General features: G+C 72.4%; 16 protein-coding genes. 5 read left to right on the top strand and 11 right to left on the bottom strand.

Annotated elements, in window-relative coordinates; all coding sequences use genetic code 11:
• Nucleotides 1–231: 231 nt before the first annotated feature.
• Both wrbA and SACTE_RS14180 read left to right on the top strand, forming a co-directional pair.
• A complete protein-coding gene (gene wrbA / locus SACTE_RS14175) occupies nucleotides 232–855 on the top strand; it encodes an NAD(P)H:quinone oxidoreductase type IV (protein ID WP_014046719.1) in 624 nt (207 codons plus the stop codon).
• Nucleotides 856–867: 12 nt separating this feature from the next.
• Entirely contained in the window at nucleotides 868–2,289 is a 1,422-nt protein-coding gene (locus tag SACTE_RS14180; RefSeq protein ID WP_014046720.1) for a glutamate decarboxylase, read from the top strand.
• 9 nt (nucleotides 2,290–2,298) lie between these two features.
• Here the strand turns inward: SACTE_RS14180 and SACTE_RS14185 are convergent, their stop codons facing one another.
• From SACTE_RS14185 to SACTE_RS14205, 5 genes are all read right to left on the bottom strand, one after another.
• The gene (locus tag SACTE_RS14185; RefSeq protein ID WP_226995230.1) at nucleotides 2,299–3,045 is read right to left on the bottom strand and encodes an ABC transporter permease; all 747 of its coding nucleotides are present in this window, start codon (nucleotides 3,043–3,045) and stop codon (nucleotides 2,299–2,301) included.
• 59 nt (nucleotides 3,046–3,104) lie between these two features.
• On the bottom strand, nucleotides 3,105–4,067 hold the full coding sequence (locus SACTE_RS14190; protein ID WP_014046722.1) for a daunorubicin resistance protein DrrA family ABC transporter ATP-binding protein: 963 nt from the start codon (nucleotides 4,065–4,067) through the stop codon (nucleotides 3,105–3,107).
• A gap of 95 nt (nucleotides 4,068–4,162) precedes the next feature.
• Nucleotides 4,163–4,804 (bottom strand): PadR family transcriptional regulator, encoded by a 642-nt coding sequence (locus SACTE_RS14195; protein ID WP_014046723.1) that lies wholly within the window; start codon nucleotides 4,802–4,804, stop codon nucleotides 4,163–4,165.
• A 132-nt stretch (nucleotides 4,805–4,936) separates the two neighbouring features.
• Complete coding sequence (locus tag SACTE_RS14200) at nucleotides 4,937–6,391, bottom strand: aldehyde dehydrogenase family protein (RefSeq protein WP_014046724.1); 1,455 nt, start codon at nucleotides 6,389–6,391, stop codon at nucleotides 4,937–4,939.
• A 54-nt stretch (nucleotides 6,392–6,445) separates the two neighbouring features.
• Nucleotides 6,446–7,327, bottom strand: a complete 882-nt coding sequence (locus SACTE_RS14205) for a helix-turn-helix transcriptional regulator (RefSeq protein WP_050986366.1) — start codon at nucleotides 7,325–7,327, stop codon at nucleotides 6,446–6,448.
• Nucleotides 7,328–7,668: 341 nt separating this feature from the next.
• Between SACTE_RS14205 and SACTE_RS14210 the strand changes: the two genes are divergently transcribed.
• Nucleotides 7,669–8,235 carry an ATP-binding protein gene (locus SACTE_RS14210; protein WP_019993782.1) on the top strand — a complete coding sequence of 189 codons (567 nt, stop codon included), beginning with the start codon at nucleotides 7,669–7,671 and terminating at the stop codon, nucleotides 8,233–8,235.
• A gap of 24 nt (nucleotides 8,236–8,259) precedes the next feature.
• Here the strand turns inward: SACTE_RS14210 and SACTE_RS14215 are convergent, their stop codons facing one another.
• The 4 genes from SACTE_RS14215 to SACTE_RS34260 form a co-directional block, all read right to left on the bottom strand.
• Nucleotides 8,260–8,502: a DUF397 domain-containing protein gene (locus tag SACTE_RS14215; protein WP_014046727.1), complete on the bottom strand. Its 243-nt coding sequence runs from the start codon at nucleotides 8,500–8,502 to the stop codon at nucleotides 8,260–8,262.
• A 266-nt stretch (nucleotides 8,503–8,768) separates the two neighbouring features.
• Nucleotides 8,769–10,862: an FUSC family protein gene (locus tag SACTE_RS14220; RefSeq protein WP_014046728.1), complete on the bottom strand. Its 2,094-nt coding sequence runs from the start codon at nucleotides 10,860–10,862 to the stop codon at nucleotides 8,769–8,771.
• Nucleotides 10,863–10,971: 109 nt separating this feature from the next.
• A complete protein-coding gene (locus SACTE_RS14225; RefSeq protein ID WP_014046729.1) occupies nucleotides 10,972–12,150 on the bottom strand; it encodes a DUF2786 domain-containing protein in 1,179 nt (392 codons plus the stop codon).
• A gap of 28 nt (nucleotides 12,151–12,178) precedes the next feature.
• Nucleotides 12,179–12,373, bottom strand: coding sequence for a hypothetical protein (locus SACTE_RS34260; RefSeq protein WP_141714519.1), 195 nt, complete (start codon nucleotides 12,371–12,373; stop codon nucleotides 12,179–12,181).
• Nucleotides 12,374–12,377: 4 nt separating this feature from the next.
• Between SACTE_RS34260 and SACTE_RS14230 the strand changes: the two genes are divergently transcribed.
• On the top strand, nucleotides 12,378–14,084 hold the full coding sequence (locus SACTE_RS14230) for a bifunctional 3'-5' exonuclease/DNA polymerase (protein ID WP_014046730.1): 1,707 nt from the start codon (nucleotides 12,378–12,380) through the stop codon (nucleotides 14,082–14,084).
• Nucleotides 14,085–14,159: 75 nt separating this feature from the next.
• Here the strand turns inward: SACTE_RS14230 and SACTE_RS14235 are convergent, their stop codons facing one another.
• A complete protein-coding gene (locus tag SACTE_RS14235) occupies nucleotides 14,160–15,035 on the bottom strand; it encodes a carbohydrate-binding protein (RefSeq protein WP_014046731.1) in 876 nt (291 codons plus the stop codon).
• 100 nt (nucleotides 15,036–15,135) lie between these two features.
• Nucleotides 15,136–16,485, bottom strand: coding sequence for an alpha-lytic protease prodomain-containing protein (locus SACTE_RS14240; RefSeq protein WP_014046732.1), 1,350 nt, complete (start codon nucleotides 16,483–16,485; stop codon nucleotides 15,136–15,138).
• A gap of 236 nt (nucleotides 16,486–16,721) precedes the next feature.
• On the opposite strand from SACTE_RS14240, the gene SACTE_RS14245 reads away from it, so the two are divergent.
• Nucleotides 16,722–17,774: a DUF2804 domain-containing protein gene (locus SACTE_RS14245; protein WP_014046733.1), complete on the top strand. Its 1,053-nt coding sequence runs from the start codon at nucleotides 16,722–16,724 to the stop codon at nucleotides 17,772–17,774.
• The last annotated feature ends 29 nt before the right edge of the window (nucleotides 17,775–17,803 follow it).

Here is a 17,803-nt window from a genome sequence, read left to right on the forward strand (position 1 = left end):
GTAAGCAAGGATGCGCCCGGTACGAACCGGGGCAAAGCTTGCCCCGGGAGGTGGCGCCCATGGGCATCGAGGACGACGGCGTGCCGGTGACGCGGTTCGACGTGCGCGAGGCGGCCGGCGTGGGCCCATGCCGCCGTGCCCGCACAACGTCCGCAGTGGCCGGCAGGACCTGACCCCGCACCCTCCCCGCCCTCACGGCAGTCCGCACCCGTCCCGTCCCCGGAGGTCCCTGTGCCCACGTCCGTCAACGTCGCCGTCGTCTACTACTCGTCCACCGGCACCGTCTCCACGATCGCCAAGGCCATCGCCGGGGACGCCGAGGAGGCCGGCGCCCATGTGCGCCTGCGCAAGACCGCCGAGCTCGCCCCGCAGGCGGCCATCGACTCCAACCCGGCCTGGGCCGCCCACGCGAAGGCGACCGCCGGCATCCCCGAGGTCTCACCGGACGACCTGGTCTGGGCCGACGCGGTGATCTTCGGGACGCCCACCCGGTACGGCAACGTCACCGCCCAGCTCAAGCAGTTCCTCGACACCCTGGGAGGTCTCTGGCAGTCCGGGGACCTCGCCGACAAGGTCTACAGCGGCTTCACCGCCAGCAGCACCGCCCACGGCGGCCAGGAGTCCACCCTGCTGGCGCTCTACAACACCATCCACCACTTCGGCGGCATCCTCGTCGCCCCCGGCTACACGGACCCGTCGAAGTTCGTCGACGGCAACCCGTACGGCACCTCCCACGTCTCCGGGCAGGGCGACGTCCCGGTCGGCGAGGAGACGCTCACCGCCGCCCGGGTGCAGGCCCGGCGGGTCGTGAAGTTCGCCCGGGCGGTCAAGGCCGGCCTCGCGGCCGAGAACTGAGGGGACCGTCCGATGCCGCTCCACAAGGGCTCGTCCGGCGCCGACGCGTCCGAAGAGCACCGCAGACTCGCCCTGAACCCGTTCTTCGGCGAGGCCGACCCCACCGTCCCGATGACCGCGGCCCCGCCCCGGCACCGTCTGCCGGACGGACCGATGCCGTCGTCCAGCGCCTACCGGCTCGTCCACGACGAGCTGATGCTCGACGGCAACTCGCGGCTCAACCTCGCGACCTTCGTCACCACCTGGATGGAGCCCCAGGCAGGTGTGCTGATGGGCGAGTGCCGGGACAAGAACATGATCGACAAGGACGAGTACCCGCGCACCGCCGAGCTGGAGCGGCGCTGCGTCGCGATGCTCGCGGACCTGTGGAACGCTCCCGACCCGCAGGCCGTGGTGGGGTGCTCGACCACGGGTTCCAGCGAGGCCTGCATGCTGGCCGGGATGGCCCTCAAACGGCGCTGGTCGACCCGGAACGCCGACCGCTACCCGGCGCACGCCCGCCCCAACCTGGTGATGGGCGTCAACGTGCAGGTGTGCTGGGAGAAGTTCTGCACGTTCTGGGAGGTCGAGGCGCGGCAGGTCCCGATGGAAGGGGAGCGTTTCCATCTGGACCCGCAGGCCGCCATGGAGCTCTGCGACGAGAACACCATCGGCGTGGTGGGCATCCTGGGGTCGACCTTCGACGGTTCCTACGAGCCGATCGCGGAGCTCTGCGCGGCCCTGGACGAACTCCAGGAACGTACCGGCCTCGACATCCCCGTCCATGTCGACGGGGCCTCCGGCGCGATGGTGGCACCGTTCCTCGACGAGGACCTGGAGTGGGACTTCCGGCTCCCCCGGGTGGCCTCCGTCAACACCTCGGGCCACAAGTACGGCCTGGTCTACCCGGGCGTCGGCTGGGTGCTGTGGCGTTCGTCCGCGGAGCTCCCGGAGGAGCTGGTCTTCCGGGTCAACTACCTGGGCGGCGACATGCCGACCTTCGCGCTGAACTTCTCCCGGCCGGGCGCCCAGGTGGTGGCGCAGTACTACACGTTCCTGCGCCTGGGCCGCGACGGCTACCGTGCCGTCCAGCAGACGTCCCGGGACATCGCGATGCGGCTGGCCGGGGAGTTCGAGACCCTGGGCGACTTCCGGCTGCTCGGCCGGGGTGACGAACTGCCGGTGTTCGCCCTGACGACACGCCCCGACGTCCAGGCGTACGACGTCTTCGACGTGTCCCGGCGGCTGAGGGAACGCGGGTGGCTGGTGCCCGCGTACACCTTCCCGGCCAACCGGCAGGACCTCGCGGTGCTGCGGGTGGTCTGCCGCAACGGCTTCTCCTCGGACCTGGCGGAACTGCTGATGGACGACGTACGACGGCTCCTGCCGGAGCTGCGGGCGCAGCCGCACCCTCTGGGCCCCGGCCGGGCGGCCCAGACGGCCTTCCACCACTGAGGGCGGCGGTCAGCGGCTGAGCCGGGCGAACCTCCCTACGGCCAGGGGGAAGAACACCGCGACCAGCGCCAGCGGCCAGAGCACCGCGAGGAGCCCGGCGTGCTCGGCCGCCCAGGACCCTCCGGTCCCGCCCGGGTTGCCGAACAGGTCGCGTACGGCGGTCGCCGTCGCCGACATCGGGTTCCACTCGACGACCGCGCCCAGCCGGCCCGGCATCGACTCCGGCGAGGCGAAGACGTTGGAGAGGAAGCCGACCGGCCAGACCAGGATCTGGACCGCCTGCACCATCTCGGGCCGGCCGGCCACCATCGCGAGGTGGATGCCGATCCACAGCATCGCGAACCGCAGCAGGAGCAGCAGCCCGAAGGCCGCCACCGCGGCCTCCGGGCCGTGGTGCCAGCGCCACCCCAGGGCGTGTCCGACGCCGGTCATCACGGCGAGCGCGGCCACCGACTGGAGCATGTCGGCGGCGCTGCGCCCGACCAGGACGGCGCCCGAGGCCATCGGCATGGAACGGAACCGGTCGATGACGCCCTTGGTGAGGTCCTGGGTGACAGCGAGCATGGTGCCCTCCAGGCCGAAGGCCATGGTGAGGGCGAGCATGCCCGGGACCAGGAATGCGGTGTTGTCGCCGTCGACACCCCGGCCGCCGCCGACCAGGTAGTTGAACATCAGGAGCAGCATCACCGGGAAGACCAGGGCGACGGCCGGCTGGACCGGCTGCCGTGCCCAGTGGGCGAGTTCGCGCCGGGTCATCGTCCAGGAGTCGGCCAGTGCCCAGCCGATCCGGCCCGGGCCCGCCGCCGTGCTCGTCCTCACGCCGCCACCCCCGCTCCCGTGGTCGTGTGTGCCCGTGGGGCGGTCCCGGTGAGGGCGAGGAACACCTCGTCGAGCGTGGGGCGTCGTACGGCGATGTCCTCCGCCTCGATGCCCGCCTCCTCCAGGGCGCGCACCGCGCGGGACAGGGTTCCCATGCGGTCCGGGGCGGGCGCGCCGAGCAGCCGTCGGTCCTCGTCCACGCTCACCTGGTCGCCCAGCAGGCGTGCGGCCTCGCCGAGCCGGCCCGCGTCGCGGACGACGACGTCGATGCGGTCGCCGCCCACCCTGTCCTTGAGCCGGTCGGCGGTGCCCTCCGCGACGACCCGTCCGCCGTCGACCAACGAGATCCGGTCGGCCAGCTGGTCCGCTTCCTCCAGATACTGCGTGGTCAGCAGGATCGTGGTGCCTCCCGCGGCCAGTGAGCGCACGGCGCTCCAGACCTCGGTACGGCCGCGTGGGTCGAGCCCGGTGGTGGGCTCGTCCAGGAACAGCACCTCCGGGTCCGTGATCAGGCAGGCGGCCAGGTCGAGCCGGCGCCGCATGCCTCCGCTGTAGCGCTTGACCGGCTTGCGGCCGGTGCCGGCGAGGCCGAACCGCTCCAGCAACTCGTCGGCCCGTGTGCCCGACCGGCGCGCGCCCAGATGGTGGAGCCGGCCGAACATCTCCAGGTTCTGCCGCCCGCCGAGCTCCTCGTCCACGGCCGCGTGCTGCCCCAGCAGGCCGATCCTCCGCCGGACTTCGGCGGCCTCGTCCCGCACGTCGAATCCCGCCACCTCGACCCGGCCCCCGTCGGGCCGCAGGAGGGTCGAGAGGATGCGCACGGCGGTGGTCTTGCCCGCGCCGTTGGGGCCGAGCACACCGTGGACCGCCCCGCGCCGCACCCTGAGGTCCAGCCCGTCCAGGGCGCGCTTCTCCCCGTACCTCTTGTGCGCTCCTTCGACGGCGATCGCGTCGCTCATGGCTCCACCAGCCCTTCCGGATCCGCTCGGATCTCGTAGTCAAATTTGACTAGAGGACCGAAGGTAAGCCTCGTTCCCGCATTAGTCAAACTTGATCAGACGCTGTCGCCGGGGTCGGGCGCCCCCGTCGCGTAGGGGTTCTCCTGCCCTTCGGCGAGCACACCGACGAAGGGGGCGCCCTCACCTGCGAAGGTGTAGGCGCCGCCCTCGATCCGTGCGATCAGGCCACGGGTCCATTCGGCACCCAGGTCCGCGGTGTGGACCCACAGATTCATGATCTCGCCGATGTGCCCGAGCGACTCGGGACCCTCGGCGGGCGTGTAGTGCTCCGTGACCGACGCCCGCCAGCCCTCGATGGCGGCGATGCGTTTCCGGAGCAGCGCCACGGCCTCGCCGCGCTCCAGGTCGACGATGAAGCCGACCCCCGCCGAAAGGACGTCCATGCTCTGGTCGTAGGAGGTCAGTGAGGACCGCAGCAGGGAGAGGTACTCCTGGGTGCCCTGTTCGGTGATCTCGTACTCGGTGCGGGGTGGGCCGCCCGCGGTGGAGGGGGCGGTCTCATGCGCCAGGAGCAGGCCCTGCTTCGCCATCTGCTTCAGCGCGTGGTAGATCGAGCCGGGCTTGGCGTTGGACCACTCGTGTGCGCCCCAGTACTCCAGGTCGTTGCGGACCTGGTAGCCGTGTGCCCGTCCGTGCTGACGGACCGCGCCCAGGACCAGGAGCCGGATCGCGGACAAACTCTCCACCTCCTGTACTCAACTTTGACCAGCGTAGCCGCCTCCCCGGCGACCAGATCGGACGCGGTCCCGTGCCTCCCGGTCCGGCCCGACGCCGGGCGGGCGACGCCGGGCGTCCCGGCGTTCACCGGTTCAGAAGGGGAACGACGTGCGCCCGTGCTGGATCGACACCCAGCGCCAGGTGGTGAAGGCGTCCACGGCCGCCGCGCCGTTCAGCCGCCCCATGCCCGACATCTTCTCCCCGCCGAAGGCGTCGAGGGGGTCTTCCAGGCCGGTGACCTCGTTGACGTGGAACATCCCGCTCCCGGTCCGCCGCGCGAACCGCACACCTCGTTCGGCGTCCGCCGTGTGCACCGCGCCGCTGAGGCCGCCAGGGCTGCCGTCGAGGAGCCGTACGGCGTCGTCCTCGCCGTCGAACGGCACCAGCAGGGCCAGCGGGCCGAAAACCTCCTGCTTCAGCAGCGGTGAGTCCTCCGGCAGACCGGTCAGCACGACGGGTCCGACGAGATTGCCCCGGGTGGCGCTCCGCACCAGTGCGGTGGCCCCCTGCGCCACGGCCTCGTCGACGAGCGCCGTGATCGCGTCGGCCTGGAATCCGCTGATCACCGGGCCGATGCTCACGCCGGGGTCACGGGGGTCCCCCGTCGTGAGGGCGGCCACCTCCTCGGTGAAGCGCCCGGTGAACTCCTCCGCCACGGATCGGTCCACCAGGACGCGGTTGGCGGCCAGCCCGACCTGCCCCTGGTAGAGGAAGCGGCTGTGCACCGCCGCCCGGACGGCGTGCTCCATCTCGGCGTCGTCCAGGACGACCAGGGCGCTGGCGCCGCCCAGTTCGAGGACCGTCCGCTTGAAGAGCCCCGCCGCCCTGGCCGCGACATGGCGGCCGACGCGCTCCGAGCCGGTGAACACGATCACCTTCGGCACGGGGTGCTCGATGAAGCTGTCCCCGATCTCGGCGCTGTCGGTGATCGTCACGTTCAGCAGCCCGGCCGGCAGCCCGGCTTCGTGGAATATGTCGGCGACCAGGGTCCCGCCGGCCACCGGAGCGTTCTGGTGCGGCTTCACCACCGCCGCGTTCCCGAGCGCGAGCGCCGGTGCGACGCTCTTCATCGTCACCAGGAAGGGGAAGTTGTAGGCGCTGACGACGCCTATCACCCCGACGGGAAGCCGGTAGAGACGGTTCTCCTTGCCGTCCGCGGCGGCCGGCAGCAGCCGCGCGGAGGGACCGAGGGCCTGCGCCGCCGCCTCGCGCAGGAGCGCCCGCACTCCACGCACCTCGTACTCGGCCCTGAACCGGGTGCCGCCGAGCTCGTCGATGAGCATCTCGACGATGTCGTCGGCGCGTTCCGCGACCACGCGCTCGGCTCCCGCAAGAATGCGCCCGCGTTCATAGGGATGCGCCACGGCCCATTCCCGCTGAGCGCGTTCCGCCGCCCGGTAGGCCAGATCCACCTCGTCCGCGGTGGCCACGGTGACGGAGCAGAGCTTTTCGCCGTTGTAAGGATTGAAATCGATGATGTCCCACGAGCCGTTGCCGGTCAGCCACTCGCCGTCGATGTACTGGTGAGCCAGTTCACGGAAGGACATGCATTCCCTTACTGCAGGCGCAGACTCCTGTAGATACGTCATCGTACTTGCGGATCAGGTCAGTTGGAGGAGTCCACGGAGAAGATCCCGGCTCTCCTCGGGGCCCGGGCTGTCCTCGTGGAGCCGTGCCATCGCCTTTTCGTACTGAGCGACTTCCTCCGGCTTGTCCAGATAGAGCGCACTTGTCAGCTGCTCCAGATAGACAATGTCCGACAGATCGGATTCCGGGAAACGCAGCATCGTAAATGCACCGCTCTCACCCGCGTGTCCGCCGAAACTGAACGGCATCACCTGCAACGTGATGTTCGGCTGCTCCGACATATCGATCAGATGCCGCAATTGCGCCCGCATCACCTCGCGTTCACCGTACGGGCGGCGCAGGGCCGCCTCGTCGAGCACGGCGTGGAAGCGGGGGGCCCGCTCGGAGACGAGCGCCTTCTGCCGCTCCAGGCGCAGCGCCACGCGGCGGTCGACCTCGGCCGCCGAGGCGCCGGGCATGCCACGCGAGACGACCGCGTGGGCGTACGCCTCGGTCTGCAGCAGGCCGTGCACGAACTGGACTTCGTAGATCCGGATGAGCGAAGCCGCTCCCTCCAGACCGATATACGTCTGGAACCAGCCGGGCAGCACATCTCCGTAACTGTGCCACCAGCCCGCCACGTTGGCCTCGCGGGCCAGGCCGAGGAGCGAGTCCCGCTCCGCCTCGTCCACGACTCCGTACAGCGTCAGCAGGTCTTCGACATCCCTGGCCTTGAAGCTCACCCGTCCCAACTCCATGCGGCTGATCTTCGACTCGGAGGCGCGGATGGAGTAGCCGGCCGCCTCACGGGTGATGCCCCGCGACTCGCGCAACCGCCTGAGCTGTGAGCCCAGCAGGATGCGTCGCACCACAGATCCACTCGACTCGCCTGCCGACACCGGCACTGCCCTCCCCATCGCTTCCCTTGCACCCGGGGCACCCCCGAACCCCGGAGCCGGATTCTGCCACCAAAACGCTTCAGCCCGTACTCATTCGATTACGGAAATGGCAAGGGTTCCGAAAAGCTGCTGAACCGGTTGACGGAAGAAATGACCAAGAACCACCACGCTACCGGGCGAGTCCGGCGCGTGCACGTGCATCTGCCCTTGCATCTGCTCTACGCATTGGGAACCATGGTCCCCGCGCACCTGCGTGCTCGTTCGTGTTGTGCCGCTGTACCTCCGTAGTGCCGCTACCAGCAGTGCCGCTACAGCCGCGAATCCCGGGAGTGCCTCGCATGGGGACGAATGGATCGACGATGCTCGAGCCGTTACGGCAGGGGCTTCCCCCCCTCGACCCCTCGGCGGTCGCGGGCTCCGCCTCGTGCACGCTGCCGCCGCGGTACGAAGCGGTGGGCGGGGCGCGGTCGTTCACGCGTACGACGCTGACCTCCTGGGACCTGGGCGACCGGTTCGACGACGTCGCACTGGTCGTCTCCGAGCTGGTCACCAATGCCCTGCGGCACGCGCTGCCGGCCGATCAGGCGCGCGAGCGCCACGACTGCTCGGTGCGGCTGCACCTGATGCGATGGACCTCCCGGCTGGTGTGCGCGGTGCGCGATCCCAGCCAGGAGAGCCCGGTGGCGGGCGAGGCGGCCGATTCCGCCGAGTCGGGCCGCGGGCTGTTCCTGGTGGAGTCGTTCAGCGACTCCTGGGGGTGGCACCCGTCCCCCGCCCCGGTCGGCGACGCCCTGGGCGGCTCGCCGCGCGGCAAGGTGGTGTGGGCGCTGTTCCGCCTCGCGGACCAGATCTCCGTGGCGCCCGCCCCCGCGTTCCCGCTCCTGAGCGCGGCCAAGCAGGCCGAAGCCGTCCGCGACGGCGTGTAGGCCGGGGCGGATCGACGGGCGCGGTCAGCCGCCCGCCACCAGATGGTCGAACTCCCCGTCCTTGACGCCCAGCAGCAACGCCTCTATCTCCGCCGGCGTATAGACCAGGGCGGGCCCGTCCGGAAAGCGCGAGTTCCGCACCGCCACATTTCCGCCGGGCAGTTTCGCGAACTCCACGCAAGATCCTTGGGAGTTGCTGTGTCTGCTCTTCTGCCAGACCACTCCGCGAAGCTCTGTGGCCGCCATGCCGTTGTACACGTGGTGCACAGGACGCTCCCGAGTTACAAGGTGCAAGTGTCAACTAGCTCGGATCATAGCTGTGTTCATATGCCGATGCATGAGCAGATGCACGTGCACGCGGGGTGCGCACGCGACTACAGTTTCCCCTGCCCTTCTGCCCCGTCCGGACGCACTTCCCCCAGGAGAGACGAACGGAAGCGCAATAAGGCTCCCATTCACGGGAGTTGAAGGAAGCGCTTCCCATGAAGGCCCCGGTCACCGAGCGGTTCGGCGGCGCTTCGCGACGGACGGATTCAGGACTTCCGGTTGGTGGAGCCCTCGAGCGCCCGCGAAAAGTCCTCCAGCGCCTCCACGAGCATGGCCGCGCCGTTGCGCAGGAAGGGGCCGGGCGGCGGCATCGCCTCCGGGTCCTCCTCGGGGAGGTCCCAGCGGGTCAGGACCCGCCGGGCCTGCTCCCAGTCCGGCACCCGGCGTTCGCGTACGGCCTTCGCGCCTTGTTCGGCACTCCTGCGCAGTGCCTGGGCCAGCTCCGCGGCGCCGGGCACCGGATCGGCCGAGCGGGAGGGCAGATGGGCCTCCATCAGCATCGCGACCCTGCCGAGCTGGGCGAGCGCCTGCTGGGCGTCGTCGGCGGCGGTCCGGGAGATGCCCCGGTGGCGTACCGGCTCGTGCTGGGCCGTCTCCAGCGCCTCCTGCCAGACGACACGCGCCTCACGCGTGGTGAGCAGCGCCCTGCGCACGTCCTCCGTGTTTCCGCCGGCCGGGTCGGCGTAGCGGTCGAGGACCGTCGCCGCGTAGGCGCTGTCCGTGAGGAGCCACTCGGCGAGCCGGTTGCGCAGCCTCGGGGTCTCCCAGGCGGGGAAGAGGGCGTACGAGACCATCGCGAGCAGACCGCCGACCAGGGTCAGCAGGATGCGTTCCGGGACGGTCTGCGACCAGTCGTCACCCGCCATACCGAGCAGGAACACCACATAGGCGGAGACGCAGACCTGGCCGACCGCGTACCCCGTGCGCATCAGCAGGTACATCAGCAGGGCGCAGAACACCGCGAGTCCGGCGGCGAGCCTGGCGTCCGGCTCGAAGGCCTGCACGATGCCCGTGGCGACCCCGACCCCGACCAGGGTTCCGCCGAACCGGGCCACCGAGCGGGAGTAGGTCTGGGAGAACTCCGGGCGCATCACCATCACGGCCGTCATCGGCGCCCAGTACGCGTGACCGAGCGGCAGCGCCGTCCCCATCAGGTAGCCGGCTGCCGCGACCACCGAGACCCGGACGGCGTGCCGGAAGATCGGTGAGCTCCGGCGCAGCTCATGGCGCATCGCGGTCAGGACCACGGGGACCAGGCGCAGCAGGGTCGGGCGCCTGCGGGTCTCCAGATCGCCGCTGGGCGCCTCCTGGGTACCTGTGCCCTCGGCGATCTCCAGGACGTCGGCCAGCAGTACGTTGAGCCGGTCGGCGGCACGCCGGGGCGGACCGACGAGGATCACCTCGTTGTCCGGGGTCCGCAGGACGCCGAGGTCCGTCGGGGCGATGTGGACGGGTTCACCGAGCCGGATCGCGCGGGCCGCCGCGTCCAGCACGGAACCGGCCGCGGCGAGCATCTCGCGTACCCAGGCCCGTTCCAGTCCCTCGGCGGGCACCCCCAGCGCCGGGTCCGCCAGCGAGGCCAGCACCGGCCGCAGCCGCTCGGCGATCTTGCGGGCGCCGTGCAGCTCGGCGGGGCGCCGACGGGCCTGCGCGGGGGTGACGGCCGCCGCGCTGCGGGCGGTCATCAGCGGCACCGGGTCGAAGTGGGCGACCGGGTCGTCGCGCAGCCGGCGGGCGTAGTCGGCCTCGGCGGCCAGCGCGTCGGCGAGCGCGTCGCGTTGGGCGCCCCATCTGCGGATCGGGAACAGCACGATCAGGGACGCCTGGACGAGACCGCCGACCGCCATCATGGCGGCGTGCGCGGCGGCGTCCGCCACGGACGTCGGCAGCGTGACCGTGACCAGCATGATCGATACGTTGGAGGCCGCGATGATGCCCCCCGTCGAGCCCGCCGCCCAGGACATCCCGGCGGCGAACGTCCACAGGACCAGCACCGCCACGAAGAGACCGGTGTGCGAGACGGTGACGTAGCCGACGAAGGTCGACACGGCCAGGCTGGCCCCGGAGACCAGCGCGAGCACCGGGCGGGGACGCCAACTGCGCTGGAAGGTGGCGATGGCCGCCTGGAACGCCCCGAAGGCGGAACTGGCCGCGATGGCGGGGCCGAAGACCGCGAGTGCGAACCCGACGACGAGGGCGAGGCCCGCGGCACCGCGCAACGCGATGAGCGGCTCGAGCCGTTTGCGCTCGATGGTGAATCCGGAGCGGGCGGTCTCTTTCAGCGCCCGGAGCCAGCTCATGGGCCGAGCCTAACCGCAAACCGCCGTGATCCAGGCATACGCCACCCAGCCCGGCCCGGGGCACCCGGTGGAGCAGCGATCGGGGCCCGTCGGGGCCTGCCGAAGGCCCTCAGCGATCGATCCCGGGCGCGTGAGGGCCCATCCTGGCCCGGTCCGCGGCAGCCGTACCGTGCGTCCAGCCCTCGGCGTCGCTCACTCCGCGCACCCGGGACGTGGTGGTACGGGGGAACATCCGCTCGGCGGTCTCGGTGACGGCGACGTCCCGGGCCGCCAGCACGGGCAGCAGCCCACCCGGGGCGTCACCGGCCGCTCCGGCGGAGCCCGCGTCGGCGTCGGCCGCCGCGGTGACCCGGGCGGTGTCCGCCGCGAGCCGACTGCCGAGGCGCTGGGCGTACGCCATCAGGAAGGACTGCCGGAAGGTCTTGGTCCGCTTACGCCCGCCGGCTCGTTGGCCGGCCTCCGCCTTGGTCATGGCGGCGGTGCCCTGGACCAGCAGTGAGGTGAAGAGCAGTTCGACGGCCTCCAGGTCAGCCTCGAAGCCGACGACCGTGGTGAAGCCCAGGTCGCTGTCCCACACCGCGCGGCAGCGGTTCGCCGAGGCGACGGAGTCGAGCAGGACCGCCTTCGCGCTCTCGTACGGGGCGTCGACGCCGATCCGGCGTGCTCCCGGGCCGTCGGCGGCATGCGTACGGGCGGCGAGCAGCGCCTCGTCGATGCTGTGCCGGGCCATGAGCTCCTGCGCCTTGGTGGTGAGCGCCTCCGCCTCCTCGGGGAAACCGGTCGCCTCCGCCTTGGCGAGCAGGGCCCGGATGCGGGTGAGCATGCGGGGTTCGCCGTGCGCGGGCGGCCGGTGCGGGGCGTCGGCGACGCGGCCGGGCGGCGGGCCCACGGGTTCGATCGCCGGGAGCCGGAGCAGCAGCCGGTACAGCTCCAGCATCGCGGAGGCGTAGCCGAAGCGGTCGGGCCTGTTGCGGGGCGCGGGGGCCGGGAGTTCGGCGATCTGGTCGGCCCAGCGGGGCGGCAGCCGGTCGTACCGGCCGGTCTCGGCGGTGATCAGGGCGGCGGCGAGCGCGGCCCGGTTCTCGTCCAGCTCGCGCCGGACGATCCGTACGACGTCGGCGGGCTGCCAGCCGCGCTCCCAGGCCCGCCGGACGAACTCCTCGCCCCTGCGGTGCGCCGCGTCGTCGGCGGACGGGTCGGCGGCCAGGAGGGAGGCGCCGGTGTCCAGACCGGCGTCGTCCGCCGAGTAGAGGGCCGCCGCGCACGCCTGGTCGATCACCGGTTCCATCAGGTCAGAGTAGGCCGCGTCCGGCCGCTCACCGCTCCGGGGAGCACCCCCGGGGGTGCGGCACGGGCTTGCCGCGCACCTGCCCGGACTCGCCGAGCGACCGGGCCGTCACCGCGTCCCGGAGCGCGAGGACCCGGCCGCCTGCCGACGGACGGCCTGCGTGCGTTCGCGCGGCCGCCGCCTCTTCGTCCCCGTCACTGTCGGTGCCGGGTGCGAGACTCACCCCCATGACCGGACGCTGGGCCCTGGCACCCACGGAAGGGGGCGGTGCGCGCCTCGTCCCGCTGGGGCGTGACGGCCTGCCCACCGGCCCCGAGCTGGCCGAGCCCGATCTCGTCGAGGCGGTCCGCTCCCGCCCCGACGTGGTCCGCTGGGTCTGGCGGTCGACGGCCGAGATCTACCCCCGGCTGCTCGCGGCGGGCGTCCGCGTCGAGCGGTGCTACGACATCGAATGCGCGGAGCAGTTGCTGCTCGGCCACGAGGGGCGGCTCGGCGAGCCCCGTTCCGCCGCCGCGGCCCTGGCCCGGCTGCGCGACGCGCCGGTGCCGCCCGATCCCCCGCCCCGCTCGGCCGAGCCCGGCTCCCAGTCCTCCCTCTTCGATCCGCCGTCCGGCACCACCGTGCCGTTCGACGCCCTGCTCCAGGTCTACGCCGGGCAGGTGCGCCGGCACGACGCGGCGGAGCACCCGGACAGGATGCGGCTGCTCACGGCCTCCGAGTCGGCCGGCCTGCTGGTCGCCGCCGAGATGCACCGGTCAGGTCTGCCCTGGCGCGCCGACGTGCACCGGGAGGTCCTGGACGAGTTGCTGGGCGAGCGGTACGCGGGCGGCGGCGAGCCCCGCAGGCTGGCCGAGGCGGCGGACGAGGTGTCGGCGGCGTTCGGCAGACGGGTGCGCCCCGACCTGCCCGCCGATGTCGTGAAGGCCTTCGCCCAGGCCGGGATCAAGGTGCGGTCGACCCGTCGCTGGGAGCTGGAGAAGGTGGACCACCCGGCGGTGGAACCGCTGATCCGCTACAAGAAGCTGTACCGCGTCTGGACGGCACACGGCTGGAGTTGGCTCACGGACTGGGTGCGGGAAGGCCGTTTCCGGCCGGAGTACCAGCCGGGCGGCACGGTCAGCGGGCGCTGGACGACCAACGGCGGCGGGGCCCTCCAGATCCCCCGGGTGATACGGCAGGCGGTCGTCGCCGACCCGGGATGGCGCCTGGTGGTGGCGGACGCCGACCAGATGGAGCCGCGCGTGCTGGCCGCGATCTCCCGCGACCGGGGGCTGATGGAGGTGGCCGGCCATGAGGGCGACCTGTACACGGCCCTGTCCGACCGGGCCTTCCACGGCGACCGGGACCACGCCAAGATCGCCCTGCTCGGCGCCGTCTACGGGCAGACCTCCGGCGACGGCCTGAAGAACCTGGCGGCCCTGCGCCGGAGGTTCCCGCACGCCGTCGCCTACGTCGACGAGGCGGCGAAGGCGGGCGAGGAGGGCCGTCTCGTCCGCACCTGGCTCGGCCGCACGAGCCCGCCCGCGGCCGGCGCCGGGGAGAGCGAGGAGGCGGGCATCCCTCAGGAGTCCGGTGACCCCGCGCCCGGGGAGAGCGCCGGAGAGTACGGGTTCACCCCGGGCTACGCCTCGTCCGACTCCCGTGCCCGCGGCCGGTTCACCCGTAACTTCGTCGTCCAGGGGAGCGCCGCGGACTGGGCTCTGCTGCTCCTGGCGGCACTCCGGCGGACGCTGGCCGCCGGGCGGATGCGGGCCGAGCTGGTCTTCTTCCAGCACGACGAGGTGATCGTGCACTGCCCGGCACGGGAGGCGCCGGCGGTGGTGGAGGCGATCCGGGCGGCCGGGGAACTGGCGGGGCTGACGGCGTTCGGTGAGACCCCGGTGCGGTTCCCGTTCACCACGGCGGTCGTGGAGCGGTACTCGGACGCCAAGTAGGAGGCGGGGCACCGCCGGTGGCGGGGGAAGAGCCCGGACCGGGACGATCCCCCGGTCCGGGCCGGTGCCGCTTCTCTACCCGCGTTCCCACAACGCGGGGACCAGCGGCGGCTCCCACCCCGCGACGGCCGTGTGCGCCTGGAGGCAGCGGTAGGAACCGCCGCCGTAGGTCACCCGGTCACCCGCGCGGTAGGTGGTCCCGGCCGCCCAGCCGCCCCCTCCCGGAGGGTCGGTGGGCGGATCGGTGGGATCCGGCTGCTGGGCCACGTCGAGGACGAAGTCGAACGTGCCCTCCCGCCCCGGCCCGGCGGAACGGACGTTCATCAGCAGCGCCGGGTCGAAGAGGGCGTCCGTCGTGTTGCGCGGTTCGCCGGGGAAGTAGAGCTGCGTGGTCAGCACGGGCCGTCCGGGCGCCTGCGCCTTCACATGGATGTGGCGGGTGCGCCCGGGGTACAGGCCGGGCACGATCGTCCTCAGCGTGAACGACCCGTCGGCACCGGTGAACTGGTGCCCGCGGAAGGCGAACCCGGTCATGTCGTAGGCCCCGCCGGTGTCCGCCTGCCAGAAGTCCAGGAGCACCCCGGTCAGGGGCTTGCAGGCCCGGCCGAAGACGTATCCGCTCACGGTGAGCGGCACGCCCGGGGTGGAGGACGTCACCAGGCTGGTGCGCGGCGGGGAGTCGGGTTTGAAGTAGGGGCCCTCCATCTGGTCGGGGGTCGGGTCGTCACCGTCGTCGCAGGCAGGCGTCGGTGCCAGGGGTACGGCGCCGGCTCCCGTGTCCCGGGCCAGCGCCGCACCCCCGCCCGCGACCAGGGGGACGGCGCTCGCCGCGACGGCCGCCCGCAGGAGGCTCTTGCGGCTGATCGGGCGGCCGCCGCGAGCGGTCAGCCGGGGGTCGGTGCGGGGGCTGCCGCCGGGCTCTTCCGGGGGCACCGCTGATCTCTCGGTCATGGCTGGTTCCTCGGTGGGGTCGTCGTCCTCGGCGTACTCGGGTTCCTCGGTGGGGTCGTCGTCCTCGGCGTACTCGGGTTCCTCGGGACGGGGACGGGCGTCAGATCCGCTGCCAGAGCGCGGGCACGTCCGGCGGCGTCCAGCCGGCCTGTGCCTGGTGGCCCTGGAGGCACCGGTAGCTCGCCCCGCCGTACGTCACCACCGCGCCCGCGGCGTACGTCGTGCCCACCGCCCAGGTACCGCCCGGCTCCCCGGTCGGCGGGCCGGTGGGCGGGTCGGTCGGCGTACCGCTGGTGACCAGGGTCAGTCCGTACGCGGACAGCGCCGGGTTGATGGGCTGGTAGTACGTCGTGCCGCCCTGGGAACAGTTGCCGGAACCGCCGGAGGTGACGCCCTGGGCCTGGCTGCCGGAGATGAAGGAGCCGCCGGAGTCGCCCGGTTCGGCGCACACGCCGGTGCGGGTGACGCCTGAGACCGTGCCCTCCTGGTAGGTGACGCTGGTGTCGTGCTGCTGGATCGTGCCGCAGTGCCAGCCGGTGGTGGAGCCGGAGCGGCAGACGGAGGAGCCCACCACGGCCTGGGTGGAGCCGGCGACCGTCACATCGCCGTTGCCGTAGCCGTTCACCAGGGCGCGGGGGGTCCAGTTGGCGTTGACGGCGACCCAGGAGTAGTCGCGGCCGGGGAAGGTGGAGCCCTGGAAGGAGCCCTGCGCCTGCTGGTTGACGCCGCTGGTGGTCACTCCGGGGGTGCCGCAGTGACCGGCGCTGACGAAGCCGTTCTGGGTGCCGCGCTTCACGGGGAAGCCGATGGAGCAGCGGCCCGAGCCGTTCATGTAGTAGGCGTCGCCGCCGCGCAGGTCGGCGTAGGTGCGGGGCTGTTCGGTGGAGTGCACGACCCGCACCAGGGCACGGGAGACGCCGGCGGCGTCGAGGAGGCGGTCCGCGGCGGCGGTGCGGGCGGCGTTGACGACGAGGCGGTTGGTGCGCACGTCGACGTACCAGGAGGGCACGTCCTTCGGCGCCTTCTTCAGGGCCACCGCGTCCAGCGCCGCCTTGGCCGCGTCCAGGCGGCCCAGGCTGTGGCCGACGACCTCGGCCCGCGCGCCCGCGGCGGTGATCTCGGCGACGTCGGCGCGGTCGGTGGTGGCGACGGTGAGGACGGCCTCCGGGCCGCTCACCCGGGCTCCGGCGAAGTCCGCGCCGAGGGACTTCTCCAGCCCTCGGGCGACGGCCGCCGCACGGTACTCGTCGGCTATCCGGGCCTTCGCCTCGTCGGCGCCCAGGCCGAGGTCGCGCCGCATGGCTTCGAGCAGGCCGGGCGAGAGCCGGTCCGCGGCCGGTGCGGTGGCACCCTGCGGGTCGGCCGAGGCGACGCCGGACAGACCGGCGAGGCCGAGCGCGCCCACGGCCACGGCTGCGGTGGCCGCGACGAGTGCGCGCCTACGGAGCATGGGTCTCTCCACGTGATTCTCCTTGGTTTCAGGGGGTGTCGGGCCCGGGGGCGGGGGCTCGGAAGGAGGTGGGGAATTGGAAGGAGGTGGGGAATTGCCGAAAACGTAGCCGCGCGCCCCGCGCCGCAGGAGATCCCGCCCGCCCCCTACCGCCGCGTTATGGCCCTGGCGGGCGCCTCGGCCGGGGCCGAGGGCCCTGCCCGCCGACCGCCGCGGCTCCGCTATAGGCTCCGGCCATGGCGACGCACGAGCACGAGATCACCGAGCCCGTCGACCTGTGTCTGCCCGACGGCGCCCTGAATCCGGCCGCCGTCGGCTGGTCCCGCACCCCGCTGCACCGCGCCAATCTGCGCGGCTGGGGCCGGACCAAACGATGGGAGTACTGGTGCGTGACGACGCCCACCCATCTGGTGGCGCTGACCGTCAGCGACCTCGACTTCCTCGCTCTGAACACGGTCTACCTGCTGGAATACGGCTCGGCAGGGCGGGAGTTCGAGTGCGCCTCGATCGTTCCGGGCGGCCGCGGCGTACGGCTCCCGGACACGGTCGCCGGTACTCCGGGCGGCGGCGACGTGGTGGTCGGCCCCGCCCGCCCGTCCGGCGGGAAGGTACGCATCGAGATCCGTGACGAGGCATCAGGCATCCGTCTGCGCGCCCGCTGTCTGACGCCGTCCCGGCTGCCGCTCGAGGTCGACCTCCTGGTCGCCCGGCCGGAGGGGCACGAGTCGCTGTCCGTCGTGGTGCCGTGGAGCGAGCGGCGCTTCCAGTACACCTCGAAGCACACCGCGCTCCCGGCCACCGGACGGGTCCGGGTCGGCACCGAGGTCCTGGAGTTCGGCGGGGACGAGGCGGCGTGGGCGGTCCTGGACCACGGCCGCGGCCGCTGGCCCCGCACGGTCGACTGGAACTGGGGCGCCGCGTCCGGCCGCACGGACGGTCACACCGTGGGCCTGCAGTTCGGCGGGCGCTGGACGGCGGGGACCGGCTCCACCGAGAACGGCCTCTGCGTGGACGGCAGGCTCACGAAGATCGGTGAGGAGCTGGACTGGCGCTGGTCCACTTCCGACCCGCTGGCTCCCTGGACCATCCGGACCCCCGCCTCCGACCAAGTGGACCTGACGTTCACGCCGTTCCACAACCGGTCCGCACACACGGACGTCGGCCTGATCGCCAACCGAACCGACCAGTGCTTCGGCCACTACGACGGCCGTGTCCGCACCGACGACGGCACCGAGATCGCCGTGGAACGGCTGCTGGGCTGGGCCGAGAATGTCCACATGCGCTGGTGACTCCCCCTCGTGCACGGACCCGGGTAGGT

This window comes from Streptomyces sp. SirexAA-E, from assembly GCF_000177195.2.
Lineage (GTDB): Bacteria > Actinomycetota > Actinomycetes > Streptomycetales > Streptomycetaceae > Streptomyces > Streptomyces flavovirens.

What these genes read in the sequence shown, in the direction of transcription:
- SACTE_RS14180 (WP_014046720.1), top strand. Translation starts at nt 868, where the DNA reads ATGCCGCTCCACAAGGGCTCGTCCGGCGCCGACGCGTCCGAAGAGCAC.
- SACTE_RS14185 (WP_226995230.1), bottom strand. Translation starts at nt 3,045, where the DNA reads ATGACCCGGCGCGAACTCGCCCACTGGGCACGGCAGCCGGTCCAGCCG.
- SACTE_RS14190 (WP_014046722.1), bottom strand. Translation starts at nt 4,067, where the DNA reads ATGAGCGACGCGATCGCCGTCGAAGGAGCGCACAAGAGGTACGGGGAG.
- SACTE_RS14200 (WP_014046724.1), bottom strand. Translation starts at nt 6,391, where the DNA reads ATGTCCTTCCGTGAACTGGCTCACCAGTACATCGACGGCGAGTGGCTG.
- SACTE_RS14205 (WP_050986366.1), bottom strand. Translation starts at nt 7,327, where the DNA reads ATGGGGAGGGCAGTGCCGGTGTCGGCAGGCGAGTCGAGTGGATCTGTG.
- SACTE_RS14210 (WP_019993782.1), top strand. Translation starts at nt 7,669, where the DNA reads ATGCTCGAGCCGTTACGGCAGGGGCTTCCCCCCCTCGACCCCTCGGCG.
- SACTE_RS14220 (WP_014046728.1), bottom strand. Translation starts at nt 10,862, where the DNA reads ATGAGCTGGCTCCGGGCGCTGAAAGAGACCGCCCGCTCCGGATTCACC.
- SACTE_RS14225 (WP_014046729.1), bottom strand. Translation starts at nt 12,150, where the DNA reads ATGGAACCGGTGATCGACCAGGCGTGCGCGGCGGCCCTCTACTCGGCG.
- SACTE_RS14230 (WP_014046730.1), top strand. Translation starts at nt 12,378, where the DNA reads ATGACCGGACGCTGGGCCCTGGCACCCACGGAAGGGGGCGGTGCGCGC.
- SACTE_RS14235 (WP_014046731.1), bottom strand. Translation starts at nt 15,035, where the DNA reads ATGACCGAGAGATCAGCGGTGCCCCCGGAAGAGCCCGGCGGCAGCCCC.
- SACTE_RS14240 (WP_014046732.1), bottom strand. Translation starts at nt 16,485, where the DNA reads ATGCTCCGTAGGCGCGCACTCGTCGCGGCCACCGCAGCCGTGGCCGTG.
- SACTE_RS14245 (WP_014046733.1), top strand. Translation starts at nt 16,722, where the DNA reads ATGGCGACGCACGAGCACGAGATCACCGAGCCCGTCGACCTGTGTCTG.